Raw genomic sequence first — 23,869 nt, forward strand, 5'->3', positions numbered from 1 at the left:
ATCCGCGTAGTGATAAGTTTCAAAAGTCATGCCACAATTTGCTTTAGAAAAAAATTAACACAAGATACCGAAAAGAAATGGCTTTTACATTTTATGCCGATGATGGCAATCAGGGAAAGACACCGATGAGGCCTGCCAAAATGGCCTGGCGTGTCATTTTGGCAGACCCTTTGCCGACCTTACGGTAATCCGTATTCCTTGATCTTTCTGTAGAGGGTCCTCACTCCGATACCCAGCATCTTGGCCGCTTTTGTCTTGTTGTTTCCCGTTGCTTTCAAGGCTTCGATTATGGCATTTTTTTCAACCTCATCCAGCGGAATGACCACGGCACCCCCATCGTCTTCAGCGGGGGATTCCACCCTTCCCGCGACGGGTATCGGATCCCTTCCTTCTCTGTACCGCTTTCTTTTGAGTTCGGTCGGGAGAACCTCTTTGGAGATAACCTCCCCCTCCGTGAGCAGAACCATGGATTCGATCACATTTCTCAACTCCCTCACGTTGCCCGGCCATGGGTACTGCTGAAAAACCCGCATCGCATCAGCCGAAATCCTCTTCTCCTCGAGACCGTTTTCCCTGCACAGGTTTTTTGTGAAATGGATCGCCAGGGTGGGTATATCCTCGGTTCTCTCTCTCAAAGGCGGAATATGTATCGTAAAGACGCTCAATCTGAAAAAGAGGTCTTCCCGAAACTTTTTCGACGAAACCAAGCCTCTCAGGTCAGAGTTCGTAGCGGCCACTATCCTCACGTCAACGTTGATGACCTTGCCTCCTCCGACTCTCAGGATCTCTTTCTGCTCGATTGCCCTGAGAAGCTTCGCCTGCGTCGAGAGAGTGAGGTCACCAATCTCATCGAGGAAGAGTGTCCCATCGGACGCAATTTCGAATTTTCCCTTTACCGCACCGACTGCGCCGGTGAATGCGCCTTTTTCATGGCCGAACAGTTCCGACTCAAGAATGCTTTCGGTGAGGGCGGCGCAGTTTATCGGCATAAAAAGTTTATCCTTCCGTGGGCTCATCTCGTGAATCGCACGCGCAACCAGCTCCTTCCCCGTGCCCGACTCACCGAGAATCAGGACGTTTGCCTTCGTGGGGGCGACCATGCGCACCATCTGCATTACCTTCTCCATTTCCCGCGACCGGTAGAGAATTTCACCGACTTCGGTTTTAACCAGTCTTCTCAGTGTCCCCAGCTCTTCCATCATCCCCCGAGCTCGAATCGTCTTGATCAGGACACCTTTCAGCTCTTCCATGTCAATGGGTTTTTGAAGGTAATCCGTCGCCCCTTCTTTGATTGCGTGGACTGCATTTCCGATCGTCCCGAAAGCCGTGAGGACGATTACCGGAGCGTGAGGATGGGCCTCTTTCACTTTCCTGATTACTTCCATGCCGTCTAAACCCGGCATTTTCATGTCTGTTATGATTATGTCGCCCCCGGAATCATCGATGCGGGAGATAAACTCCAGGGGGGAATTGAAAAGCCTCACCTCGAAACCCAGGTTCGTAAGTGCCCTCCCGATGCTCGTGAGATTTTCTTTGTCATCATCGATAACCGTTACGCTTTTTCCGGAAAATTCCGGGAGCGATTTCATTTCACAACCTCCGGAAGGTACCGCCCCCTCTGTTTCTTCGCCAACACCTCCCGGAAACTTTCCTCCGGAAGGAAAGAGAGGGTAAACTCCGTCCCCTTTCTCTTCCTGCTCCTTATGCGTACCTTGCCGTGATGCTCCCTCATTATCCTCTTCACTATCGGCAAACCCAACCCGCTCCCTTCGGTCTTGGTCGTGTAAAACACCGAGAACACTTTTCCCCTGTCCTTCCTTTCGATCCCGCAACCGTTGTCCTTGACCTTTACGAAATAGAAATTCTCCTCTTTTCCCGTTGTCACCCTGATCGTCTTGTCCTCCTTGTCAAGCGATTCCGCAGCGTTTAAAAGCACGTTCAAAAGAGCCTGTTTCACCATTTTTTCATCGACGAGAACAGGAAAAGGAGCCTCGTCGGGCAAGTATCGCACCTTAATGTCCCTGCCACGAAAGTCGACCTCCACGAACCGGACCACTTCCTCGACAACCCTGTTTAGGTCAGTAACGACAAACTCCGGCTTCTTCGGGCGGGTCAGCCGCAAAAATTCCGAAACGATGTCGTTGAGCCTGTTCAAAACTCGAAGATTCGAGTCGATGATCTCCTGCATTTCTCCTTTCTTTTCAAACCACTCAGGCAGAAGAAACGTATATTCCGAGAGAAGCTGATTATTGATGCTCAGCGCATTGAGCGGATTTCGAATCTCATGGGCAATGCCGGACAGAGCCGATTCGAGCTCTTCCTGGGAAACTTTTTTTTTCCGGGCCATCAGGCCTCTCCGTATAGATCTCAGTTACCTTAAGGATATATTTTTCAAGGATTATTTTCAATCAGGTGGGGGATAAAAACATTTTTGATATCGGGAAGATAAATCTTTTCAGCGGGCGTTTCAAGGACCAGTCTCGCTCCTTTTACCGGCAATATAATCCTGTTCGGAGGGATGTTCCTGATTATCTTCACCACCTCCCCGCTGGATGACACGAAGAAAGCATCTATCCTGAATCTCATGAAAAACGTGTGGATCGAACTGCAGGGAAACAGAATCACCGGTTCCCCTACCGTGTGAACTTTCCTGAATGCAAGACCGAAAAACCTCTCAAGGAAAGAGTCAAGAAGACGCGCTTCGACGACCAGGTCCCCCATTGAAGAACGGGCCTCTACCGTGACTCTCCCACCGGCCATACCAGCCCCCGACTGCGGTCGTTCAGAAATAGGTTGCCTCGATGAAGGGAACGAGACCGGTTCCCAGGTTATCCCCGCCGTCCTCGAGAAAAACGGCTCCATCCCTGGCTTCGAGGCTGATCTGAAAACGGTCCCCCCTTCCCTCCAGCGCGTCGATCAGAATATCCGTCACATCGAGAAAGACATAGCTCATCTCATCGGACAGGAAAATCTCGAAGCTTCCCGCGTAGATACCGGACCCCTGGAAGATATCTATCACCAGCGAGTCTTCAGGAGCAAAGACAGAGTGAACACCGATGAACAGGAAAGCATGCGAAATGAAAGCATGGGGGGGGATGGCGTGAAGGGGGAAGGAAAAAAACCCCGTTGAAAAATGACTCTCTACGAGTATCCCGTCGTGAAGGAATATACCCTCGGTATCCACATATCCATCTTCCGAATCGATGCTGACAAGTTCAACGACCACGCCATCATCACCATCGAACAGAAACGACCCCTCAACATTGCAGCCGGCAAGCAGAAGGAGCAACGCAACGGGCCCAAGCATCTTTTTCATCTTCATAGCCCTGACCTCCATGAAAGAGAAGACGGCACGGGCGAAAGCTATATTCACTGAGGGCAACTATATGGTAGCGTATGGCTGGGTGTTATACTATATGCTGATATGTGCCTTTTTGCTTCACGTGCCACTGAACACATAAGCAGACGGAACGGGTGCGGATGCTCACAGGAAAAATAAGAATCGCCGCAATCACCTTGACCTGCCTGGCTGCCGGCATGTTTTGCGGAATCCTCTTTGTCTACTTTTCCGGGCCTTTCCCCGATGTGTCGGTGCTGAAGGAATATCGTCCCTACAACGCCACGAAAGTGTACGACAAAGACGGCAGAAACATAGCCGAATTTGCCATTGAGCAGAGAACAACCATTCCCCTCGAAGAGATACCGGAGCTCATCAAAAAAGCCTTCATCGCAGCCGAGGACTCCAAGTTTTACATGCACGGCGGGATAGACCTTTCAGGCATCATGCGCGCCCTCATCAAGAATATCCAAAAATTCAAATTCTCCCAGGGAGGTTCGACCATCACGCAGCAACTCGTAAAGCTCCTCTACCTGACGCCCGAGAAAAGCATCCGGAGAAAAATCCTCGAGATACTGCTGGCGATAAAGGTTGACAATAACCTATCGAAAGACGAGATCCTCGGCCTTTATCTGAACCAGATCTACCTCGGAGAGGGACAGTACGGCGTGAATGCCGCTGCGAGGACTTACTTCGGGAAGGATCCCGGTGAGCTCACCCTTGGCGAAATAGCCCTCATCGCGGGGCTCCCAAAATCACCCGGTTACTATTCCCCCCGGACTCATCCTGAAAGATCCCTCATGCGACGCAGGTACGTCCTCGAACGGATGGTGGACGAGGATTACATAACACAGGAAGATGCCATACTTGCAGCTCTCGAACCGGTAACGCTCGTTGCGAAAAAGGACAGGTCGACGGGATCTTACTTCGTCGAGTACGTAAGAAGGTACCTCCATGAGAAATATGGTTACGATGTTCTCTACAAGGGGGGGCTGCAGGTCTACACCACCATGGACAGGGAACTCCAGGAGGTGGCGGAAACGAGCCTGCGCGAGTGGATCGAGGAACTCGAACCAACCATAGAAAAAAAGAAACGTGATACCGGGCAGGCAGAGATAGAAAAAATCGAAATAGCAGATGAAAGCGGAGATCAGGAGGCAAAGGAGGTCGAACTCCAGGGCGCGCTTCTGGCGATCGACATCACAAACGGGGAGGTCCTCTCCATAGTTGGGGGCAGGGACTTCTCCCGCTCCCAGTTCAACCGGGCGATCCAGTCCAGGAGGCAACCGGGTTCGGCTTTCAAACCGGTCATATACGCAGCAGCAATTGATTCGGGCTACACCCCCGCAGACAGGATTGGGGACAATCCCGTGGAATATGTGAAAAACGAAAAGGAGAACTGGAAACCGACAAACTATGACGAAAAATTCCTCGGCGACATAACCCTCAGGGAGGCGCTTGCCAGATCCAGAAATCTGGCTACCGTGAGGCTTCTGGAAAAGATTGGCATACAGAAAGCCATTTCGATGGCAAGGACCCTGGGTATCGATTCAAACATACCCGGTGACCTCTCCATAGCACTCGGCAGCCTCTCACTCTCCCTGATTGACTTATGCCAGGCATACGCAGCCATAGGAAATCTCGGGAAGCAGCCAGAACCCCTCTATATCAGGGAGGTCAGGGACATGGGCGGGGAAATACTCGAGAGCAACAAACCCACCCTCACACAAGTATTATCTCCAGAAACGTCGTATATAATGACATACATGCTTCAATCAGTCATCAGGGATGGAACGGGAAGAAAGGCGAAGTTTCTGGGAACGAATCTTTCGGGGAAAACGGGGACCACGAACGACTACATCGATGCCTGGTTCATCGGTTTTTCGCCGAGAGTTCTCGCCGGAGTTTGGGTCGGGTTCGACAACCCCATAACCATGGGAAAGGGGAAAACGGGGGCCGTTGCAGCCCTTCCAATCTGGATACGATACATGAAAAAGGCGATACGGAAGTATCCCGCCTCCCAGTTCGATCTCGCACCGGGAATCGTGTTTGCAAAAGTCGACCCCAAAAGCGGGTTGAGGGTTGGCAAAGATAAGAGGGGAATAATGGTACCATTCAGGCTGGGAACCACGCCACCCTGGCTCCAGCCGGAGGTGAAAATGCGGGAGGAGAAGAAAAAATTTCTGGACGACATTTTATGAGGGCCAACAGCGTGCCATTACTTTCAGATCACACTGGCAGGACGGTCAACTACCTGAGAATCTCTGTCACCGACAGGTGCAACCTCAGATGCACCTACTGTATGCCACCCGCCGTCGTGTCAGCGAGAAAGGATAAGCGACTCCTTCGCTACGAAGAGATGACCAGGCTCATCGAGATGCTCCTCCCCCTCGGGATCAGCAAGATACGGATAACGGGCGGGGAGCCACTCGTCCGCAAAGACCTGCCCCTCTTTATCGAAATGATCAAAAAGTCGGCTCCCCACGCTGAACTCTGCATGACGACAAACGGTATTCTCGTAACCAGGTACCTGGAAGACCTGAGGAAGGCGGGCATAGACCGATTCAACGTGAGCCTGGACACGCTGAAGGCAGACAGGTTCAGGAAGATCACCGGTTACGACCTGCTCGATCAGGTGCTCGAGGGAATAAACGGGATAATAGCGAAAGAACTATTTCCGTTAAAGTTAAACGTCCTTCTCATCCCGGGAGTGAACAGCGATGAGATAGAAAGCTTCATCGAGTTTGCCAGAACCCACCCCGTGGAAGTGCGATTCATAGAAAAGATGCCGATAGGAAGCCTCAGGGACACAGGTTTTGTTCCCGTGTCGAAGGTTGAGGCGGCTCTCTGGAATAAGTATGGTGAAGTGAGGGGAAGAAGGGCCAGAGGTGAAACTTCCCTTCAGTACGACCTAAAGGGGTTCGCAGGGAAAATAGGGCTGATTGCTCCCCTCTCCAGAACCTTTTGTTCCGACTGCAACAGGTTGAGGATTACCGCCGGCGGAGAAATTCTCAACTGTCTCCTCAATAGGACGGCATATGATGTGGGGTCGGCCCTTGAAAACGGCAGCGGAGACTCCGAGATCATGGATGTAATAAAGAGGGCTCTGTCAGAAAAACCCGCACGGTACGACCAGGGGTATCTGTTCAGAAGCGGCCAGATGAAAAGGTGCATGACCAGCATCGGGGGGTGATTGAAAGGTAAACCCTTGGCTGTATTCGGGGAACTGTCAGGTCAGCAGCGCTTCCTATCCCTTCACAACGAGAAGTGGCTTGAGTTTCGCCACCTTTTCCGCAATGCCGAGCCTGTGCACGACCTCAACCACCTCCGACACATCCTTGTATGCTTCGGATACTTCCTCCAAGAGGGTTGCCCTCCCGGCCGCAAAAACCCTTATACCCCTCTTCAGGAGTTCACCCTTGATATCTCTTTTCCGGAACTGTCTCTTGGCGCTGGCCCTGGACATCGTTCTTCCCGCACCGTGGCAGGTGCTTCCGAAAGAAAGAGTCAGAGCATTCTCGGATCCCACGAGCACATATGAGCTTCGCCCCATATCTCCCGGTATGAGTACCGGCTGCCCCACGTCCCTGTATACCGGGGGAAGCTCGGGCCTTCCTGCAGGCAGTGAGCGGGTTGATCCTTTCCTGTGGACGAGGAGTTTCTTCTGTTTCCCTCCCACGTCGTGATTTTCTATCTTCACTATGTTGTGACCGCAGTCATACACGAGGTCCATCCCGAGTCCGGCAGGTCCCGTCTGGAGTACCTGCTGAAACGTCTCCCTCGTGAAGTGGCTGAGGACCTGCCTGTTGGCCCATGCATAATTTGCTGCACATGCGAGTCCCTTTAAATACCTTTTCCCCTCAGGTGATTGTATGTGCGCGCAGGCAAGCTGCCTGTCCGGAAGGTCGAGACCCTTTTCCCTCATGTATCTGACCATCTCGCCCAGGAAATCATCACACACCTGGTAACCGAAGCCTCGGGAGCCTGAGTGAACCTGGACGACAACCTGCCCCCCCCTCAAGCCGAAAGCATCGGCGGCTTCGGGGTTATATATCTCCTCAACCAGATCAATCTCGAGAAAATGGTTGCCCGAGCCGAGAGTTCCCAGCTGGTCTCTCCCTCTTTTCAGGGCTTTTTCGGAAACAACGTCGGGGTCGGCGCCGTGAAAAGTCCCCCCATCTTCCGTCCTTTCCAGGTCTTCCTCGGAACCGAACCCCTGCTTGACCACCCAGCGCGCACCCTGGCTGAGAACGTCTCTCTGCTCCGCCCTGCCGAGCCTTATCTTCCCCGTCGAGCCGACACCGGATGGTATGTTCGTAAAAAGCGCCGCTCCGAGCCTGTCCAGCTGTTGTTCAATGTCCTCGAGTTCGAGGTCGCTTCTCAACAGCCTGCATCCGCAGTTGATGTCATATCCCACGCCCCCGGGGCTTATGACCCCCCTGTCCATGTCCATTGCCGCAACCCCACCGATGGGGAAACCGTATCCGCGATGGATGTCGGGCATGGCAATGCTGTATTTTTCGATACCCGGAAGGTGCGCCACGTTCACAACCTGCCGGAGGCTATCATCCTTCACGATGTCCTGGAGCATTTCCCTGGAGGAAAACACAACACCGGGAACCTTCATTTTGCCGGCCTTTGGAATTTCCCACATGTAATCGTTTACTTTTACCAGCTCAATGCCTTCGAACTTCATGACTCCCCCTACACGTCGAGGATGAAGGTTGCCATGTACCCCTCAGCGCTTTTTTCGACCCTCAGGTCATGATAGGTTACCGCTTTAATCTCAGTTTTGAGGACATGCCTGCCCTCGTGAAAAGGCTCTCCCCAGGCTTCCGGGCGGTATATACATTCGCCTCTCTCCAGCTTACCGTTTATGGATCTGATCAGGAAGCCCTCGCCGTAAAACTGAAAATGCACCCACCGCAGAAAGTTAAAGAAGAGATCCTCGATACCCGCGCCTTCTACGAAGGCCTCTTTTTTACCGGCTTTCCTGACCCGCCTTCTGTCAACGATGATGCTCACCAGTGACTCCCCTGCCCGGGCAAACAGCTCCTCCAGCGACGCGGCCTCGATGAGAATCTTGAGGTCCGCCGTGTGGGGAAGGACCTTGTAGCCAGCCATCAGTATCCAGCCTCGAGCCTCTCTGCCAGGAAGGGGGGCAAACCGGCGGTCATTATCTTTTCCTGGCAGGTTTTTATATCGTAGGGAGCCCTGACCCAGGTCACCACCATTTTATCCCGATCGAACATGACGTATGACGCCCTTACATCGCCGTCCCTTGGCTGTCCCGTCGAGCCGGGATTTACCAGGTAGCTCGAGTCCTCCTCCAGGGTGATGGATCCCTCTCCCCGATAGGAAGAAAATTTTCCGTCGGGGCCTATCTTGTATGCCAGGGGAAAATGGGTGTGGCCAAAAAAACACACCTTCCTCTTGAGATTGCGTACCATGTACAATAACTCACTTTTAGCTGCCTCTTCGGAAAGGATATACCTGTCGGGATCCGAAGGGGCTCCGTGGACGATGAGTACGGTATCGTCAAAAACAACGGCGCTCCTCAACCTCTTGAGAAACTCCATGTTGGAGCGTTTCAGTACTTTCCTCGACCACATCACCGCCTCTTTCGCCACCCTGTTGAAGTGGGAGGGCTCGGTGTTACCGACAACGGCGCTGTCGTGGTTTCCCATGATCGCTATGCTGCACCTGTCTTTTACGATTTCACAGCACTGGTCGGGGTCGGCATTGTAACCGACAACATCGCCCAGACACCAGAGCTGCTCAGCGCCTCTTTTCTTCGCGTCCTCAACCACAGCCGTGAGGGCTTCAAGGTTGGAATGAACGTCCGATATGACGGCAACCTTCATTTCAGGAGACCCTGCCAGCCGGAACCACCCTTTCGCCTCCTCCGAAATCTCCGGCGATGTCCATGAATATCTCGAGGTCATACTCAATATCCCGGTGGGTTTCGTCGAAATAGAAAATCTTTATCGGCATCCCCCCAAGGTCCCCTGAGAGCTTGTAATAGATCGACTCAGATACGATTCCGTTCATACACGAGAAGGGACTTATGTCGATAACGCCCTTTGCCCCTTTTCGGTGATAGTAAACCGCTTTCCCGACGCTGAGAATCATCTCTCCCAGAGCCCCCCCCTGGGAGAGGTAGGGACTTGCGAGCCTGAGTATATCCATCACGTCTCCGGGCTCCTCCCTTCCGATGAAAGTCTCTTTGAAGGGAGAGTAGAGCGCATGCTCTGTCTTTTTCTGGTAGTAATACTTCAGTTTGGCCGCAGCCATGTCCTTTGAAAAACCTTTTCCCAGCCTCTTTAAGCCCCTTTCGTTCTCCCTGTCCGTGTACCATATCCACTCGGCCACGTCGCTCTGCCATGCCTCCCCTCCCAGCGCTTCGACTTTCCTGATGACATCCATGTTGCTGTACCTGTTCAGCCTGCAGAAAATCTCGCCGACTACACCGATGAGAGGTCTTTTTTCCCGCTTCACGGGCATGCGGTCGAAATCGTCCCTTATTTTCACAAAAGCCATCTTGAGATAACTGATGCACTTATCTGGCCGCTTCCCGTGGGCTCTTATGGTCTCGCATATTGCATCGAGAGCTATTTCGAAGAGCCTATCCGCCTCGCCCTCGTTGACCTCGTATGGCCTGTACATCAGCAGCAGTTTCCTCAATATGTCGGCAGCCACGATCCCAAGCCAGGCAGGCTTCATGATCCTGCCGACGTATTTTTCAAAGCTTCCGTATCCGTCCTCGCAACTGGGGGAGATAATTTCCACGTCCCCGAGGCCGCTTTCGGCGAGTATTTTCTGCATGAATGGGGCATACTGCCCGAACCTGCAGGGGCCGTTCGATGTGGGGAACAAAATGGCCGTCTCCTCGGGTTTGTGCCCATCGACGAGAAAGAGTTTCAATATGTCTCCCGCCGTGATCTTCAGGGGATAACACTCCTCGCCGGAAGCATGCATCGCTCCCAGTTCCTGGGTCTTCTCATCGGAGGGCCCGATGACCCTGCCGTCCAGGTTAAGAGACTGCAGAACCGCCGCCATGGCCCTCGCTCCAGTGTAGGTCATGGGATGGATGAAAATTTTTCGATTCTCAAGCCCTCTTTGCTTCACCATCTCTCCACCACCTCATCACACCTCTGCTATCCAGGTGTGCCTCTATTCGGGTCATGTACCCGGCGTCGTTGCCGTGCCCGTCAAACTGAAGTATCAGGAAGGGCCTGCCTGAAGCCTGCTCAATGTAATGGCGGATAAAAGAGTCGGGACCGCAATTGAAGTTGGTTATGAAGATGACGCTCATGTTTTCCCTGTCCTTTGCCCACCTGGCGGCCTTGATCAGCTTGCCCCCGAGGTTCCAGAACATATTCCAGTTCAGATCGTGGATGTCGATATCATCAAGGTGCGGGATAAACTCATAGGGGACGACATCCAGCCCGTAGTGCTCCCTGATTTTTGAGGGAATATTGAGGTTCATCTCCCTGTCGTAGATATTGTAGGGCCTTCCCAGCAGCAATATGGCCTTGCCCCCATTTGCATCGATCTCTCTCAGCGCCCTTTCTCCTGCCCCCCTGATCTTTTCCAGGAACTCGTCATAACTCTCGTACCCTGATTGTATGGCGTCCCGTATGGCCGACTTTTTCCAGCCGAATTTTCTGAAAGAACTGTACAGGTCATTCGTCACGAACTTTTCCCCGTCCCGGAAATATATCGTTGGGGATAGAACCTTTGAATTCATGTATTTAGCAAGCTCGGGGTTCGCTGAAACCACAAAGGGCAGGGTTTGTCCCCACGGGCAGTAATGGGTTTCCGTCGTTTTCTTTCTGTACTCGGCGTTTATTACGTTTGGAAGGAAATAGAAATCCGCGTCTTCCATCTCCTTCATCATGAAAGATACATGACCCAGGGCGGCTTTGACGGGAAAACAGGGCTCTGAGAGAGAGACATCGAAGCCCTTTTCTGCGATCCTTCTCGAGGTGTTTGGCGTCGCCCTGAGAGAAACATCGAGGTGTTTGAAAAAACCATGCCAGAAGGGAAATCTCTCGTAAAAGTAGAGGGACCGCGGAACAGCAGCCAGATATTTCCCTCTCTCACCACCCTCGTCGAGGTAACCGTTCAAGAGGGAAACCTTGTACGCCAGGAGGTCTTCCGATTTCGGCCTGACCGGTACCTTAGGCGGCTTTCTGAAGCGCTCCGAGCACTTATCTCCCCAGTAGGTCTTTTCCCCTTCGATGGTAATCTCCTTTACCTCGCATTCGTTTGAGCACCCCTTACAGAGGAACTCTCTTCGGTCGAGCCTCAATCCATCCAGGTCAAATCCTCTGAACTTGGTAACCTCGCCCACCCTCTCGAACTTCTCCTTTGCCACGAGTGCGGCTCCAATCGCCCCCATGACCCCGTTATGGGGAGGGACTATTACCTGTTTCCCCAGTATTATGGAAAAAGCGGCGGCAACAGAGTCGTTGTAGGCCGTCCCTCCCTGGAAAAATATCCTCTCTCCCAGGGGCCTTCCTCTCACGACTCTGTTCAGGTAATTGATGACGACCGCGTATGCGAGCCCTGCAACGATGTCTTCCTTCACCGCCCCCTTCTTCATGAAGCTGCTCACGTCCTGCTCCATGAATACCGTGCACCGCTCTCCGAGCCGAAGGGGATTTTTAGAGGAGAAGGCGAGCGCGGCAAATTCGTCCTTAATTTTCACCCCTATTTTTGTCGCCTGCTCCTCGAGGAACGAGCCCGTTCCCGCAGCACAGGCATCGTTCATGGCAAAATCGACGACGACACCGTCCCTTATGGATATGAATTTCGAATCCTGGCCGCCGATCTCGAAAATAGTATCCACCCTGCTTCCGAAGGACTGCATGGAAACAAATGATGCGCCCGTCTTGTGGGCGGTGATCTCATCGATGATCACATCGGCCCCCACGAGTTCGCCGATCAACTCCCTTCCCGAACCGGTAGTCGCAATCCCCCGAACGTGAACCTTCCCCTGCAGTTTGCCGCCCAATTCCCTCATGTTTTTCGAAACCACGTAAACGGGTCTTCCATCGGTGCCGACATACACCTCCTCGATAACTTTCCCATCGTTGTCCACCACGGCAAAGTTCGTGCTCACCGATCCCACGTCTATGCCGATGAAGACATCCCTTCCCGGGATGGCAGCCATTTCATGAGCAGCCCTGTTCTCGTTATTTCTCAGAAAGACGACATTGTCCCGGACCAGAGGGGGCTGGGATTGCGTGCTCCTTTGCTGCGCTGCCACTTTTATTCCTTTCTCTCTGAGAACCGGCTCTTCCGCCTCCTTGCATTTTCCCGACACGAGCATCGCAACGCCCGCAGCAGAGTAGTGGCGGTAGTGGGGGGGACGGATAATATCCCCTTCCCTCAACTGGAACGTTTCTACCAGGGCGTCAAATACGCCTCTGTTTCCCGCCACACCGCCGAGAAAGAGCACCGGAGGGACCAGCTTTCTTCCCCGGAACACGTTGCTCTTGAAGTTCCTCGCGACGGCGATCATGAGCCCTTTCAATATCTGCTCGGGAGTGGCTCCCTTTTGCTGGGCGTGAACCATGTCCGTCTTCGCAAATACCGAACATCTTCCCGCTATCCGGGCCGCATGCTTCACGTCTCTTACATTTTCCCCGATAGTTTCCACTTCGACTTTCATCCTCGACGCCTGCTGATCTATGAAAGATCCCGTTCCCGCTGCACATTCTCCATTCGTTCCGTACTCGTCTATGATGAGCTGTCCTTCCTTTTCCCTCTTGAGGCTTATGAACTTAGAGGTCTCGGCACCAATTTCAAAAACGGCATTGGCTTCAGGGAAGCATTCCGAAACTGCGCTCGCTATCGAACCAAATTCGTTTTCATAGTAGCCTCCGAAATGATTCGCAACAGTTTTTCCCAATCTCCCCGTCGAACAGAGGATCACCTGACAGCCGATTTTATCCAGCATATCGAGGCAGGTTCGCAAATGGTCCTCGACGGTCTTCAGAGGCTCGCCGAAAAACCTGACGCATTCCAGGAAGTAAACCCTTCCCCGGGAAACATCAAGATATCCCGTGTGGGGAGGTATTGAACCGGGTGGAAAATGAGTATCTGCAGGGATGAGCAGTGACGATTTGAGATAGGACGTCCCCGCATCTATCCCCAGGTATGCCCGCATCTTACCCTCCTCCTGTGTATACCAGTTAAATATAGTATTTTACCCCACTCAAGGCAGAGTTTGCATCTCAAGAGAAAAAAAAATCATCGGGAAAAAGTTTTTCCCGGTACGGCCGACTCCCGCCATTTTTTTATCCCGGAAGACCGACATATCCCGCCGAGGCCCTCTCTCCATTGAATCCGGGGAAAATATATTCCCAAATACCGGCTGTTTGGATTTATAATTACAGGTGCAACTCAAATTTCGGGGGAGAGATGTTTGGAATCGGATTTCAAGAAATCCTCCTGATTCTTCTTATTGCCCTCATTTTTTTCGGGCCCAAGAAATTGCCTGACCTCGCAAGGAGCCTGGGCAAAGGGTTTGCAGAATTCAAAAAAGCAGCTGACGAAGTCAAGAAAAGCTTCGAGGATGTTGTCGAGGAGGAAGAGCTGAAATCGGAGTTGAAGGAAGAGATGGAAAAATTGAGGGAATTGGGCAACGACATTCACAGAGAAGTCAAAAAGGATGTAGGAGACCTGGAGAAAGCACTGGATCACAAGGAAGAGGATGAAGAGAAGGCCGATGGGTTAGGGAAGGAGTCCAGCTCCCCCGATGAAGGATGAGAAATTACCGATCACCGAACACCTTGAAGAGCTTCGGAAGAGACTGATAAAAGCCCTTGTCGCCGTTTTCGGACTGGCAATCATATCTTACATCTTTGCGGAAAAGATACTCGAAGTTTTGCTGAAACCCCTTCTGTCCTCGATACCCGAAGGTTCGACACTCGTTTTCGTCAATCTCACCGAGGCGTTTATCGCTTACATAAAAATTTCAATTTTGAGCGGCCTTGTCATTGCCAGCCCCTATGTCTTCTACCAGCTGTGGATGTTCGTTGTCCCCGGCCTTTACAGCAGGGAGAAAAAAGCCACAATTCAGTTTGTCTCCATGGCCGTCCTGGCACTTTTTCTGGGAATCCTGTTTTGCTACTTTATCATTCTCCCCGTTCTTTTTCCCTTCCTGCTGTCCTTTGGAAAGGAGCTCATCAAGCCGATGCCGACGATAAAGAGCTCTGTTTCCGTTGTGATAAGGCTGTTTTTGATATTCGGGGTGATCTTCGAGATCCCGGTTACTTCATTTTACCTCGCGAAGATCGGGCTGCTGAGAAGTGAGTTCTTCAAGGGGGCAAGGAAGTTCTATTTCCTCCTCTCCTTTATAATCGCAGCGATCATTACCCCTCCTGACATCATCTCTCAGTTGATCGTCGGGTTTCCCCTCTTCTCAATCTTCGAGGTGAGCATGCTGCTTGCAAAACTGGGCGAGAAAATGTACCTGAAAAACCTGAAAGGATCCTAAAGAAGGAAATTTCTCCCATGGAGGTGAAAAGTCGAATACATCTGTTGGCTTGTACGCGTGCCACAATTTTACTATATTTAGATATAGCCACCTGAAGATCGCTATATATACATGGGCAGGGACAAATTCAAAATACTTTTCCCATCCGGGGAAATAGAGCTCAAAGTCAAGGAATTAGCCAAGCAGATCTCACAGGACTACCGTGGCAAGACGCCGGTTTTGATCGGAATCTTAAAAGGGGCCTTCATCTTTCTTGCAGACCTCGTGCGGAGCATAGAGGGAGTCGACGTAGAGATAGACTTCCTCGGTGTCTCTTCCTACGGAAAAAAAACCGCGCCGGACAGGTCCCCCATCATTACGAAAGACCTCTCCATCGATGTTGCGAACAGGGACGTAATTATCGTCGAGGACATTGTAGACACGGGTGCAACATTCGATTCTATCGTCGGGTACATCGCGGGGAAAAATCCTTCTTCCCTGAAAATCTGCTCCCTCGTCGACAAAAGGGGGCGACGCAAGGGAACCCTGAAAATCGACTACGTTGGATTTGAAATCGAATCCGGCTTCATCATAGGATATGGTATGGACTTTTCTGAAAAATACCGTAACATAAAAGACATCCTTCTCTATCTAGAGGATGCCATACAGACACCTAGAGCAGGAGGCAATTGATGATAATTCAGTGTGACAGTTGCAAGACGAAGTACCGGCTCAACGAAGACAAGATAGCGGGAAAAGGGGCGAGGGTAAAATGCAGAAAGTGCTCGGATTACATAATCGTCATGAAGCCCGAATACGAACATTTAAAGGGTGAGTTCATAAGCGGTATCCAGGCAGAAGAGCTGAAAAAACAGATGGAGGAGGAAGCTTCTGAAGAACAGCGGGATACGGCCCCGGCAGAGCCGCCCGCCCCGCCTTCCGAACAATACGAAACAGAGCAGGAGGTTGCTGAGGACGTTTCGGCGCCCGCTGCGGAAGATACAGGCGAGGCTCTCCTTTCTGCCCCCCAGGCCCCGGGGGAAGATTTGCCGCACGGAGAGGGCATTCCGGCAGAAAACGCAACGGAAGGGTTGCCCTCCGCACACGATACAGCGCCCGAGGAGGACGGCATAGACACCGTGACAGAACCGGTTCCGGGGGATATGCAAAGAGAGGATGCAGGGCAAGACGACATGGACATGGCTTTCGAGAAGTTTCTCGGCTCTCTCAGGGATGAATCCCAAATATTGCCGGAATCAGCGGATTACACGGAATTTGAAGGAACTCAAAGAAAGGAGACGACAGCCTCTGATGATGAGGAGGAAGCAATAACAGAAGGATTCCCCTTCGGCAAAGAGGAGGAAAAAGAGGGAGTAAGAGGAGAAGATGCCGAAGACCCCCAAATCATGACTGCCGGCGAAACACTCGATTTTATCAGCAAGGACGCGGAAGTAACGGAGGCAAAAGAGGATTTCGACCTAAAACTTCAGGATACGAAAATCGATTTTGAAGATTCCCTGGACTTCACCAGCGCCATAAGCAGGGAACCCTCACAAGACGAGGGGGAGGCTGACCACGAATATCATCCATCTGTTTCTGCCGACTCCCTGATGGAATCCCCTGCAGAAACCCTGATGCAGGAAGAAGAAAAAATCAAAGGTGACATATCGTTTCCGGAAGGGGATATATCAGATATGCATATCGACATTTCGGAGCCGATTTCGCATGAGACAGCTTCTCCCTATGAGTACGTCCCGAAGACATATGTCAGGAGGGGGAGAAAATCAAAAATCGCAGGATTCCTCCTCGTGCTCCTTGTTTTTCTCATCGCCATTGCAGGGGGAGGGGCATACCTTGCTTTTACGGAGCCGGGAAATGCATTGATAATCAAATATGCACCCCAGGTGCGCGCTCTATTGGGCATGAAAGGCGGAGTATCCGTGGGCCAGTTCGATATCACAAACCTCATCGGTTACTATGACACAAACCAGAATGAGGGTAAAATCTTCATCATAAAAGGAGACGTTGTCAATCTCTCAAATACCGTAAACAGCGGGATTGTCCTGAAAGGTCAGCTGCTCGATGAGAGGAGCAACGTTCTCAGGGATAAAACCGTTTATGCCGGAAACCTCCTCGGGAACAAAATCCTTAAAAATTCCTCCAAAAGAGCTATCGAAGAAGCCCTCCAGAACAAGCTCGGAAAAAACCTCTCAAACATAGACATTCAGCCCGGCTCATCGGTGCCGTTTATGATCGTCTTTTTCGACCTGCCGGAAAAAATAGAGGCCTACAAAGTGGAGAGCATCGAATAGCCAGCACGCGTGGAAAAGGACCGGGGGAACACGCAAAAATATGTGGGAATCGACTTCTTTGTGCGGGCTAGGAGGCGTTCACTCTTTTTTTTTCTCCTCATCATCCTTGGGAGTAACATCTATTGACTTCGAATCCTTGATTGCTTTCTTGAAATTCCCGATCGCTTGACCCAGACCCGCCCCTATCTGAGGAAGCTTTCCGGCACCGAAAATGAGGACCACGATAACCAGAATGATGAGCAGTTCCGGCAAACCTAATCCGAACATAAATTTCCTCCGCTATCCGTATGTTTATTGTACCAGTTAAAAAAATGATATGGAAAGACTAATTAATCGATCCGAATAAGCTATAGGTCCTTCCCGTTAAAGGGAAGAAAGGCCCGGGTTGCCCACTTATCCGACGGGCAATCACCTCTCCTCCACCGTTTCCTCTATTTTCATCCCGAAGTGCCTCGCCCCATCATCCAGGTAGCACATGACCTCCGTTCCCCTCCTGATGTCGGCTATTGATATCTGCTCGCCCTGGGGGGAAACGAGCCGTATCGTTTCCGCGTTCTGAAGTATCGCCGAAACTTCCCTCCCCTCAACGTCTCCCTTGACCAGGATAAGGGGCCTTTTCTCTATCTTCGACCGGCCGACCCAGGCAACCTCGCCGGTCCCATCGCTTCCAACGGTGAGAACCTGGCTTCCTGCAGAGATTTCCGAGAGATAGCCCGTCCTCCCCGATGGCAGCAGCGTGTACATATGCACGGCACCGGCATTCACCCTGAAGGGCCTCTCACTCACATACTCTGATGCCACATTCTCCGCAGAGACAAGGAAAAAGCCCCGCGAGGAGTTACCTACGAGCATGCCGACAGCACCTCTCATAAGTGTGCAGGTGTCAACGCAAACTCTGTCGCCCAGCCCCAGGACGGTCACCTCGGTGATGACCCCTTTTCTCAGATCAAGGGATATCTTCCATTCATCGAACCGGGAAAGAAGGAAGGAGAGATCACCGGGGGAATGCAGATCAAAAAGGATCCCCCACACGCCCTTTTCGAGGACTCCCGAAAAAACCCGGAGGTCGTCTTCGCTCTTCACCGGCACGATGACCTTTTTCCCCATTGCCACGAGGTTTTCGAGGGGAATGATCTCATTTCTCTTCGCCTCGATGTAAATCAACGTGTCGGGCGGAAGGGACTCTATCTCTTCGAGGTTTCCCCGGTCTTTAATCTCGCAGACCATGAAGTCCACGCCGGGCCTGACGTCTCCGCTATTTGCCACAACCGTTACCCTTCCCAGTTTTTTTACCTCCGTGACAGACTCTTCGGGGACCCAGAACGTCGATACCCCCCGCTCGAGAGCAAAGGTTATTATTTCTTTGTCATACGGTATGCTCCTTACCCAGAACTCCATCTCAAACTCCCTTTTTAAGGAACTTCATTGCCTCCTCGGCGGGCCTGCCGTTGTGCACGATCTCTGAAATTGCTCTCATCATTTCCGTCGGCATGTCGTGCTGGAAGACGTTTCTCCCGATGGAAACACCTGCCCCACCCGCAGCTATTGCCTCCTGAACCATCTTCAGCACCTCAAAATCACTGCTCATTTTCTCGCCCCCCGCAATAACGATCGGGATTGCGCACCCCTTTACAACCTCACTGAATGTCTCGGCCGAGCCGGTGTAGGGAACCTTTACGATATCGGCACCCATCTCGGCAGCGACTCTCGCGGCGTGCTTGACATATTTATGGTCGTACTGATTCGAAATTTTTGGCCCCCTCGTGTACATCATCGCCAGGAGCGGCATTCCCCACAGCTGGCAGGACGATGATACCCTGCCGAAATCGGATAACATTTCAGCTTCGTCGTCGGCACCCAGATTAATGTGGATGGATACTGCGTCGGCACCAAGCCGTATAGCGTCTTCTGTCGTTGCCACGAGGATTTTTCTGTTCGCATCCGGGGCAAGGTTCGTGGAAGCAGAAAGGTGGATGATGAGTCCTAGGTCTTTGCCATACCCCCGGTGGCCGAACATCGCCCCGCCCCGGTGAACGACCGCTGCATTCGCTCCCCCCTCGGCAATCAAATTGGCCGCCCGGGAAACATCGACCAGGCCATCTATCGGACCCACCGTGAGTCCGTGGTCCAGAGGCACGATAACGGTTTTCCCGGTATTTCTGTCGATAATCCTTTCCAGCCGAACCCTTTTACCTATCATTTCCCGCCTCCAGAATTTCCTCAATAAAAAAACCACCGGTTTTTGGCCCCGGTGGCTTGTGTGTCGAGGTCAAAGAGACCAAAAGCCACAGGAGGTTCACAACAGTGTATGGAGCCACAAGGAGTTCCACCGCACTTTTGACCCTGTTGCAAAGCATGTTCGAAACAATCTTCCCCTCACCGGTAAACGCCCCTTAATTTCAACAGATCGTTGAAATAATTCAGGTCATCGGAAAGCTTTATCGCCTCTTCGTACCGAACCTTCCCGGCGGCGACGAGCTCTGCAATTGTCCAGTCGATGCTCACGAGCTCCTCGAGGTTTGTATGCATCATGTTCTTGAGAAAATGGGTCTTTCCCTCCCGTATGGAATTCCTGACCCGGGGGCTGGTAGCCATTTTCTCCCACGCAAGAACCCTCCCCGCACCATCTGCTCTCTTTATCAGGCGCTGCGAAAAAACGAGCTGGAAGCTATCGGCAAACTGGGCCCGCACCTGCTGCTGTTGATTTGGGGGGAATATATCCAATACTCTGTCCACCGCGGAGACGGCATTGTTTGAGTGGAGCGTCCCCATAACGAGGTGGCCCGTCTCTGCCGCTGTCAGCGCGATAGATATGCTCTCGAAGTCCCGGAGCTCCCCGATCACTATCACGTCCGGGTTCTGCCTGAAGATGTGCTTCAGGCCATCGGCGAAAGATCTGGTGTCGGTGCCGACCTCGCGCTGGTTGACATTCGAGTTCTTGTGTTTATGGGTGTACTCGATGGGATCCTCTATGGTGATGATATTTGCCTTCCGCTCCCTGTTGATGATATCGACCATACATGCCAGCGTGGTGGACTTTCCATGACCATTCGGCCCCACGATGAGAATCAGCCCGCTCAGTTTGAGGGCATACTCGTGGACAAAGCCGGGGAGTCCGAGCTCTTCGGCATGCGGAACCTCCTCCACCACGTGTCGGGAAATAAATGCGATCGATCCCCTCTGCTTGTAAAGGTTGCACCTGAATCTGCCCACCCCTTCCAGGGAATAGGCAAAATCGAGCTCAAAGGTCTCTTCGAACCTCTCTTTCTGCGAAGGGGTGAGGATCGTGGATACCATGTTTTCCATCTGTCCCGGAGAGAGAGCAGGAAAGTTAAGTCGTTTCAGCTCATTATCGACTCTAATGCTTGGTATGGCTCCCGCGGATAGGTGAAGATCCTGTCCCCCTGATTCTACGAGGGTTGCCAGCAGGCTATCCACATCCTCTCCGAGAGGCTCGGTAATTCTCACCGCCTCCGCTTTCAACTCGAAGGCAACCGTCCCGTAACCCCTGTCTTCGAAGTACAAAAGTGCTTCGCCAAACTGATGTGAGGATATGATGACCTGTTTCGTCGCCTTTCCCGTTTTGAATTCAATCTGTGAAAGCACTTCCAGGTCTGTCGGGTCCACCATCCCGACGATGAGTTTGGACCCCTCATATCCCAGCGGAAGGATCTTTTTTTCCTTGACTAAAGAGTAGGTTACGATTTTGAGCACATCATCGGGGACTGAAATTTTATGCAGGTTTACATGGGGGATGGACAGCTGTTTTGAAAGGGAACTCAAGATCTGCTCTTCCGAGACGTATCCAAGCCTCACGAGGGCTTCGCCAACTGTTCCGCCCAGCTGCCTCTGGGATTTCAGGCCGTAATTGAGTTCTTGCTCCGTAATCAAGCCGGCTTCAACGAGTATTTCGCCGAGTTTTTTCTTCATAGATATACCGCCACTATCTTCACCGCCTTACATGAAATAAACTTATAATAGTGCGAGTTGTTTTATCAAGCATTAATTGAGAGAGGTATTGCATGGACAGGGAAAAATTTAACGGCATATTAAGGGGATACTGGGAAAGCCAGATACTCTTTACTGCAACATATCTTGGCATATTCAATTTCCTGGGCAACACCCACCGGTCATCGGGGGAGGTAGCCGTTTCGCTCAGACTCGACAAAAGAGGCACGGAGATTCTCCTGAACGCCCTCACAGGGCTCGGTCTCATCGAAAAGCGGCAAAAGGCGTATCGGAACAGCTCTTTTGGGAGGAAACACCTGGTGGATGACGGGGATGAGCCCCTCACGGGCTTCGTCCTCCACAACATGGATATGTGGGAATCGTGGGGCGACCTTCCGTCGGTCATGAAAAAGGGGAAGCCGCAGAAGGGTTTCGCCGTTTTGAAATACAAGACAGGCCGGCATTCTCTCTTTAACTTTGCTCTCGCGATGCACCAGGGAGGGACCACTGTTGGAAGGGAGATCGCCCTTCTCTTTGACTTCTCCTTCGTCAACTCGATCCTCGACGTGGGAGGATGCACGGGAAGGTACGCTCTCTCCGTCATGGAAAGAGCCCCCACGGAAAGGGTGGACGTGCTCGACCTTCCCGAAATGGTTCGGGAGGCAAAACGAATCATCCGGGCAGAAAACAGGGAGGAGCTGAGAAAAATACGCTTCATCGAAGGAAACTTCTTTTCAACCGACCCCGGCAGGAAGTACGACCTGGTCATTCTGTCGAACATCATCCACAGCCTGAGCGAAGAAGAGTGCGTAACGCTCTTTACCCGGTTACGAGGCTGGCTCACACAGGGAGGGCAGCTTTTGCTCCACAACATGACCTCTGACAAAAGCGGCACCCATCCTCCCCACGCTGCCCTGTTCTCGGTAAACATGCTCGTAAATACCCTGAAGGGCAAAGTCCACGCGGAGAGGGACGTCTTGAAGATGCTGGGGGCCTCGGGGATCAAAAAGATAGCCAAAAAGCGAACAGAGGGGGGCAACCTGGCGCTACTGTGCGGGTAACGCTCTGCACACTTCCCATGCCTGGCAGTCGCGGCAGCGGCTCACGGAGAATACCCCCCGACAACCCTCTACGATACCGATCCTGGTCAACGCAAAATCATATTTGACAGGGTCGTGAGGGTCGAAGCGCCGCAGAAATTCGGTTATCTCGAGGGCCATCGATAAGTTCCTGATTTTTTTCCGCGTAAAACCGAAAAGCCCGGACAGCCGGGCAACGTGCGTATCGAGGGGGATGACCAGATCTCCCGGGCTCACGGAATCAAAGATCCCGAAATCCACACCATCATCCCTCCTCACCATCCAGCGAAGGTAGAGGAAGAGCCTCTTGCAGGCACTTCCCCTTTCCGGGTCTGGAAGGAGAAATTTCAGCAAATCCCCCCTTCCGCCAGCCGCCCTTCTCAGGTTTCTTATAAAACGGCTCAAGCTGCCCACCATGTCTCCCGGGGCATAGTCATCAACAAACGCATTTTTGATCGACCCTCGCTGCGCTATGACCTTTCTCAATGAAAGGATAAGGGTTGCAACCTGTTCTCCCCCCACGAAGCGGTGCCGGAAACCGTCGAGCGCTGATTTCTTCCTGAAGGTGAAATTTTTTACGAAACCTGCGGGGTGAGGGCCCAGTATCTCGAGAAGGGCTTCTATAGACCTTTTGATCTGGAGAACGTTCCCGAAAGCGAGAAGGGCTGCGAAAAAACCCACCACCTCGATATCCTCCTCCGAGGAAAACCTGTGAACCAGGCCGACGGGGTCTGTGTCGAGGTATGAGTTTCCATACTTTGCGAAGACAGAATCCAGAAGATGGGCGATCTTTTCCTCGTGGTCTTTCAAGGAATGACCTTGTTCAACGGATATTCAACGATGCCGGTGGCGCCCTTCTCCACGAGTTCGGGAATCAGGTCCCTTACCGTCCTCTCGTTTACGATGACCTCGAGGCTGACCCATCGATCATCTGTCTGAGCCGATACGGTGGGGCTCTGAAGAGATGGGAGCACCTCCAGTATGGTAGGGAGGTTCTTTTTCTGCACGTTCATCTTCAGCCCCACATTCTCCTCTGCATTCAGGGCACCGTTTAAAAGAAGGGCTACCTTGCCGATCTTGGTCCTTTTCCAGGGATCTTTCATGGACTGCCTGTTTGCGATGAGCAGCGTCTTGGACTCGAGGATGGTCTCGATTATTTTCAATTTGTTCGCCTTCAGCGTAGAACCCGTTTCGGTTACCTCCACAATGGCATCTGCAAGCACCGGCGCCTTCACCTCCGTTGCCCCCCAGGAAAACTCCACGAGGGCGCTGACACCCCTCTCCCGGAGATATCTCTTTGTAACGTTGACAAGTTCGGTGGCAATTCTCTTCCCCTGAAGGTCTTCGACCCTCCGAATCTTTGATCCTTCCGGAACTGCAATAACCCAGCGGACGGGCCGCAGACCTCCCTTTGCGTAATTGAGTTCGCACACTTCTTTGACCCTGGATCGCTGTTCCAGGACCCAATCCCTGCCGGTAAGACCCACATCCAGGATCCCGTCCTGAACATAGCGCGCCATTTCCTGTGCCCTGATCAGAAGGCCTGTTATTTCAGGGTCGTCTATCGCGGGTATGTAAGACCTGGGACCGACGGAGATATTGAACCCGGCCTTCTTGAAGATCTTCAGGGTGGATTCCTGCAGGGATCCCTTCGGCAAACCGAGTCTCAGAATTTTTTTATCCATGCTGTCAGACCCCATTGATA

Annotated in this window: 22 protein-coding genes; 7 read left to right on the plus strand and 15 right to left on the minus strand. The window is 52.2% G+C overall.

Annotation, left to right across the window (positions count from 1 at the left end; all coding sequences use genetic code 11):
* Positions 1-179: 179 nt before the first annotated feature.
* From GTN70_07175 to GTN70_07190, 4 genes are read right to left on the minus strand one after another with little or no spacing between them, the layout of a single operon-like run.
* A complete protein-coding gene (locus tag GTN70_07175; protein ID NIO16765.1) occupies positions 180-1,589 on the minus strand; it encodes a response regulator in 1,410 nt (469 codons plus the stop codon).
* A complete protein-coding gene (locus GTN70_07180) occupies positions 1,586-2,347 on the minus strand; it encodes a GHKL domain-containing protein (protein ID NIO16766.1) in 762 nt (253 codons plus the stop codon). The genes GTN70_07175 and GTN70_07180 overlap by 4 nt, the downstream gene beginning before the upstream one ends.
* A gap of 44 nt (positions 2,348-2,391) precedes the next feature.
* The gene (locus tag GTN70_07185; GenBank protein ID NIO16767.1) at positions 2,392-2,760 is read right to left on the minus strand and encodes a DUF192 domain-containing protein; all 369 of its coding nucleotides are present in this window, start codon (positions 2,758-2,760) and stop codon (positions 2,392-2,394) included.
* 22 nt (positions 2,761-2,782) lie between these two features.
* Positions 2,783-3,322 (minus strand): hypothetical protein, encoded by a 540-nt coding sequence (locus tag GTN70_07190; GenBank protein NIO16768.1) that lies wholly within the window; start codon positions 3,320-3,322, stop codon positions 2,783-2,785.
* Between the two features lie 158 nt (positions 3,323-3,480).
* Here GTN70_07190 and GTN70_07195 point away from each other — a divergent pair, with 158 nt between their 5' ends.
* Positions 3,481-5,538, plus strand: coding sequence for a PBP1A family penicillin-binding protein (locus tag GTN70_07195; protein ID NIO16769.1), 2,058 nt, complete (start codon positions 3,481-3,483; stop codon positions 5,536-5,538).
* Positions 5,535-6,530, plus strand: coding sequence for a GTP 3',8-cyclase MoaA (gene moaA / locus GTN70_07200; GenBank protein ID NIO16770.1), 996 nt, complete (start codon positions 5,535-5,537; stop codon positions 6,528-6,530). The genes GTN70_07195 and moaA overlap by 4 nt, the downstream gene beginning before the upstream one ends.
* A gap of 54 nt (positions 6,531-6,584) precedes the next feature.
* On the opposite strand, the gene GTN70_07205 is transcribed toward moaA, so the two are convergent.
* The 5 genes from GTN70_07205 to GTN70_07225 are packed head-to-tail and all read right to left on the minus strand — an operon-like array spanning position 6,585 to position 13,514.
* On the minus strand, positions 6,585-8,033 hold the full coding sequence (locus tag GTN70_07205; GenBank protein NIO16771.1) for an RNA-splicing ligase RtcB: 1,449 nt from the start codon (positions 8,031-8,033) through the stop codon (positions 6,585-6,587).
* An 8-nt stretch (positions 8,034-8,041) separates the two neighbouring features.
* On the minus strand, positions 8,042-8,461 hold the full coding sequence (locus tag GTN70_07210) for a hypothetical protein (GenBank protein ID NIO16772.1): 420 nt from the start codon (positions 8,459-8,461) through the stop codon (positions 8,042-8,044).
* Positions 8,461-9,201 (minus strand): metallophosphoesterase, encoded by a 741-nt coding sequence (locus tag GTN70_07215; GenBank protein ID NIO16773.1) that lies wholly within the window; start codon positions 9,199-9,201, stop codon positions 8,461-8,463. Before GTN70_07215 ends, GTN70_07210 begins: the two co-directional genes overlap by 1 nt.
* A 1-nt stretch (position 9,202) precedes the next feature.
* Positions 9,203-10,468 (minus strand): hypothetical protein, encoded by a 1,266-nt coding sequence (locus tag GTN70_07220; protein NIO16774.1) that lies wholly within the window; start codon positions 10,466-10,468, stop codon positions 9,203-9,205.
* Entirely contained in the window at positions 10,446-13,514 is a 3,069-nt protein-coding gene (locus GTN70_07225; GenBank protein ID NIO16775.1) for a hypothetical protein, read from the minus strand. Before GTN70_07225 ends, GTN70_07220 begins: the two co-directional genes overlap by 23 nt.
* A 254-nt stretch (positions 13,515-13,768) precedes the next feature.
* On the opposite strand from GTN70_07225, the gene tatB reads away from it, so the two are divergent.
* The 4 genes from tatB to GTN70_07245 all read left to right on the plus strand — a co-directional run bounded on the left by tatB (position 13,769) and on the right by GTN70_07245 (position 17,137).
* Positions 13,769-14,116: a twin-arginine translocase subunit TatB gene (tatB, locus tag GTN70_07230; protein ID NIO16776.1), complete on the plus strand. Its 348-nt coding sequence runs from the start codon at positions 13,769-13,771 to the stop codon at positions 14,114-14,116.
* Positions 14,106-14,846 (plus strand): twin-arginine translocase subunit TatC, encoded by a 741-nt coding sequence (gene tatC / locus GTN70_07235; GenBank protein ID NIO16777.1) that lies wholly within the window; start codon positions 14,106-14,108, stop codon positions 14,844-14,846. Before tatB ends, tatC begins: the two co-directional genes overlap by 11 nt.
* Positions 14,847-14,957: 111 nt before the next feature.
* A complete protein-coding gene (gene hpt, locus GTN70_07240; GenBank protein NIO16778.1) occupies positions 14,958-15,518 on the plus strand; it encodes a hypoxanthine phosphoribosyltransferase in 561 nt (186 codons plus the stop codon).
* Positions 15,518-17,137 (plus strand): DUF3426 domain-containing protein, encoded by a 1,620-nt coding sequence (locus GTN70_07245; GenBank protein NIO16779.1) that lies wholly within the window; start codon positions 15,518-15,520, stop codon positions 17,135-17,137. Before hpt ends, GTN70_07245 begins: the two co-directional genes overlap by 1 nt.
* A 78-nt stretch (positions 17,138-17,215) precedes the next feature.
* Here the strand turns inward: GTN70_07245 and tatA are convergent, their stop codons facing one another.
* From tatA to GTN70_07265, 4 genes are all read right to left on the minus strand, one after another.
* Positions 17,216-17,404 (minus strand): twin-arginine translocase TatA/TatE family subunit, encoded by a 189-nt coding sequence (gene tatA, locus GTN70_07250; protein ID NIO16780.1) that lies wholly within the window; start codon positions 17,402-17,404, stop codon positions 17,216-17,218.
* Positions 17,405-17,545: 141 nt separating this feature from the next.
* A complete protein-coding gene (locus GTN70_07255; GenBank protein NIO16781.1) occupies positions 17,546-18,535 on the minus strand; it encodes a 3-dehydroquinate synthase II in 990 nt (329 codons plus the stop codon).
* 1 nt (position 18,536) lies between these two features.
* A complete protein-coding gene (locus tag GTN70_07260; GenBank protein ID NIO16782.1) occupies positions 18,537-19,337 on the minus strand; it encodes a fructose-bisphosphate aldolase in 801 nt (266 codons plus the stop codon).
* Positions 19,338-19,513: 176 nt separating this feature from the next.
* Positions 19,514-21,067: a PilT/PilU family type 4a pilus ATPase gene (locus GTN70_07265; GenBank protein NIO16783.1), complete on the minus strand. Its 1,554-nt coding sequence runs from the start codon at positions 21,065-21,067 to the stop codon at positions 19,514-19,516.
* Positions 21,068-21,159: 92 nt separating this feature from the next.
* Between GTN70_07265 and GTN70_07270 the strand changes: the two genes are divergently transcribed.
* On the plus strand, positions 21,160-22,146 hold the full coding sequence (locus GTN70_07270; GenBank protein ID NIO16784.1) for a methyltransferase domain-containing protein: 987 nt from the start codon (positions 21,160-21,162) through the stop codon (positions 22,144-22,146).
* Here the strand turns inward: GTN70_07270 and GTN70_07275 are convergent.
* Both GTN70_07275 and GTN70_07280 read right to left on the minus strand, forming a co-directional pair.
* Positions 22,132-22,974 carry a TIGR02757 family protein gene (locus GTN70_07275; protein ID NIO16785.1) on the minus strand — a complete coding sequence of 281 codons (843 nt, stop codon included), beginning with the start codon at positions 22,972-22,974 and terminating at the stop codon, positions 22,132-22,134. The two genes, GTN70_07270 and GTN70_07275, sit on opposite strands and share 15 nt — an antisense overlap.
* Positions 22,971-23,849, minus strand: coding sequence for an ATP phosphoribosyltransferase (locus GTN70_07280; GenBank protein ID NIO16786.1), 879 nt, complete (start codon positions 23,847-23,849; stop codon positions 22,971-22,973). The genes GTN70_07275 and GTN70_07280 overlap by 4 nt, the downstream gene beginning before the upstream one ends.
* Positions 23,850-23,869: the final 20 nt, after the last annotated feature.

This window comes from Deltaproteobacteria bacterium (assembly GCA_011773515.1).
In the GTDB taxonomy this organism is placed as follows: Bacteria; Desulfobacterota; Deferrimicrobia; order J040; family J040; genus WVXK01.

Coding starts and splice junctions, on each gene's coding strand:
- GTN70_07175 (NIO16765.1), bottom strand. CDS start 1,589: ATGAAATCGCTCCCGGAATTTTCCGGAAAAAGCGTAACGGTTATCGAT.
- GTN70_07180 (NIO16766.1), bottom strand. CDS start 2,347: ATGGCCCGGAAAAAAAAAGTTTCCCAGGAAGAGCTCGAATCGGCTCTG.
- GTN70_07185 (NIO16767.1), bottom strand. CDS start 2,760: ATGGCCGGTGGGAGAGTCACGGTAGAGGCCCGTTCTTCAATGGGGGAC.
- GTN70_07190 (NIO16768.1), bottom strand. CDS start 3,322: ATGAAGATGAAAAAGATGCTTGGGCCCGTTGCGTTGCTCCTTCTGCTT.
- GTN70_07195 (NIO16769.1), top strand. CDS start 3,481: ATGCTCACAGGAAAAATAAGAATCGCCGCAATCACCTTGACCTGCCTG.
- moaA (NIO16770.1), top strand. CDS start 5,535: ATGAGGGCCAACAGCGTGCCATTACTTTCAGATCACACTGGCAGGACG.
- GTN70_07205 (NIO16771.1), bottom strand. CDS start 8,033: ATGAAGTTCGAAGGCATTGAGCTGGTAAAAGTAAACGATTACATGTGG.
- GTN70_07210 (NIO16772.1), bottom strand. CDS start 8,461: ATGGCTGGCTACAAGGTCCTTCCCCACACGGCGGACCTCAAGATTCTC.
- GTN70_07215 (NIO16773.1), bottom strand. CDS start 9,201: ATGAAGGTTGCCGTCATATCGGACGTTCATTCCAACCTTGAAGCCCTC.
- GTN70_07220 (NIO16774.1), bottom strand. CDS start 10,468: ATGGTGAAGCAAAGAGGGCTTGAGAATCGAAAAATTTTCATCCATCCC.
- GTN70_07225 (NIO16775.1), bottom strand. CDS start 13,514: ATGCGGGCATACCTGGGGATAGATGCGGGGACGTCCTATCTCAAATCG.
- tatB (NIO16776.1), top strand. CDS start 13,769: ATGTTTGGAATCGGATTTCAAGAAATCCTCCTGATTCTTCTTATTGCC.
- tatC (NIO16777.1), top strand. CDS start 14,106: ATGAAGGATGAGAAATTACCGATCACCGAACACCTTGAAGAGCTTCGG.
- hpt (NIO16778.1), top strand. CDS start 14,958: ATGGGCAGGGACAAATTCAAAATACTTTTCCCATCCGGGGAAATAGAG.
- GTN70_07245 (NIO16779.1), top strand. CDS start 15,518: ATGATAATTCAGTGTGACAGTTGCAAGACGAAGTACCGGCTCAACGAA.
- tatA (NIO16780.1), bottom strand. CDS start 17,404: ATGTTCGGATTAGGTTTGCCGGAACTGCTCATCATTCTGGTTATCGTG.
- GTN70_07255 (NIO16781.1), bottom strand. CDS start 18,535: ATGGAGTTCTGGGTAAGGAGCATACCGTATGACAAAGAAATAATAACC.
- GTN70_07260 (NIO16782.1), bottom strand. CDS start 19,337: ATGATAGGTAAAAGGGTTCGGCTGGAAAGGATTATCGACAGAAATACC.
- GTN70_07265 (NIO16783.1), bottom strand. CDS start 21,067: ATGAAGAAAAAACTCGGCGAAATACTCGTTGAAGCCGGCTTGATTACG.
- GTN70_07270 (NIO16784.1), top strand. CDS start 21,160: ATGGACAGGGAAAAATTTAACGGCATATTAAGGGGATACTGGGAAAGC.
- GTN70_07280 (NIO16786.1), bottom strand. CDS start 23,849: ATGGATAAAAAAATTCTGAGACTCGGTTTGCCGAAGGGATCCCTGCAG.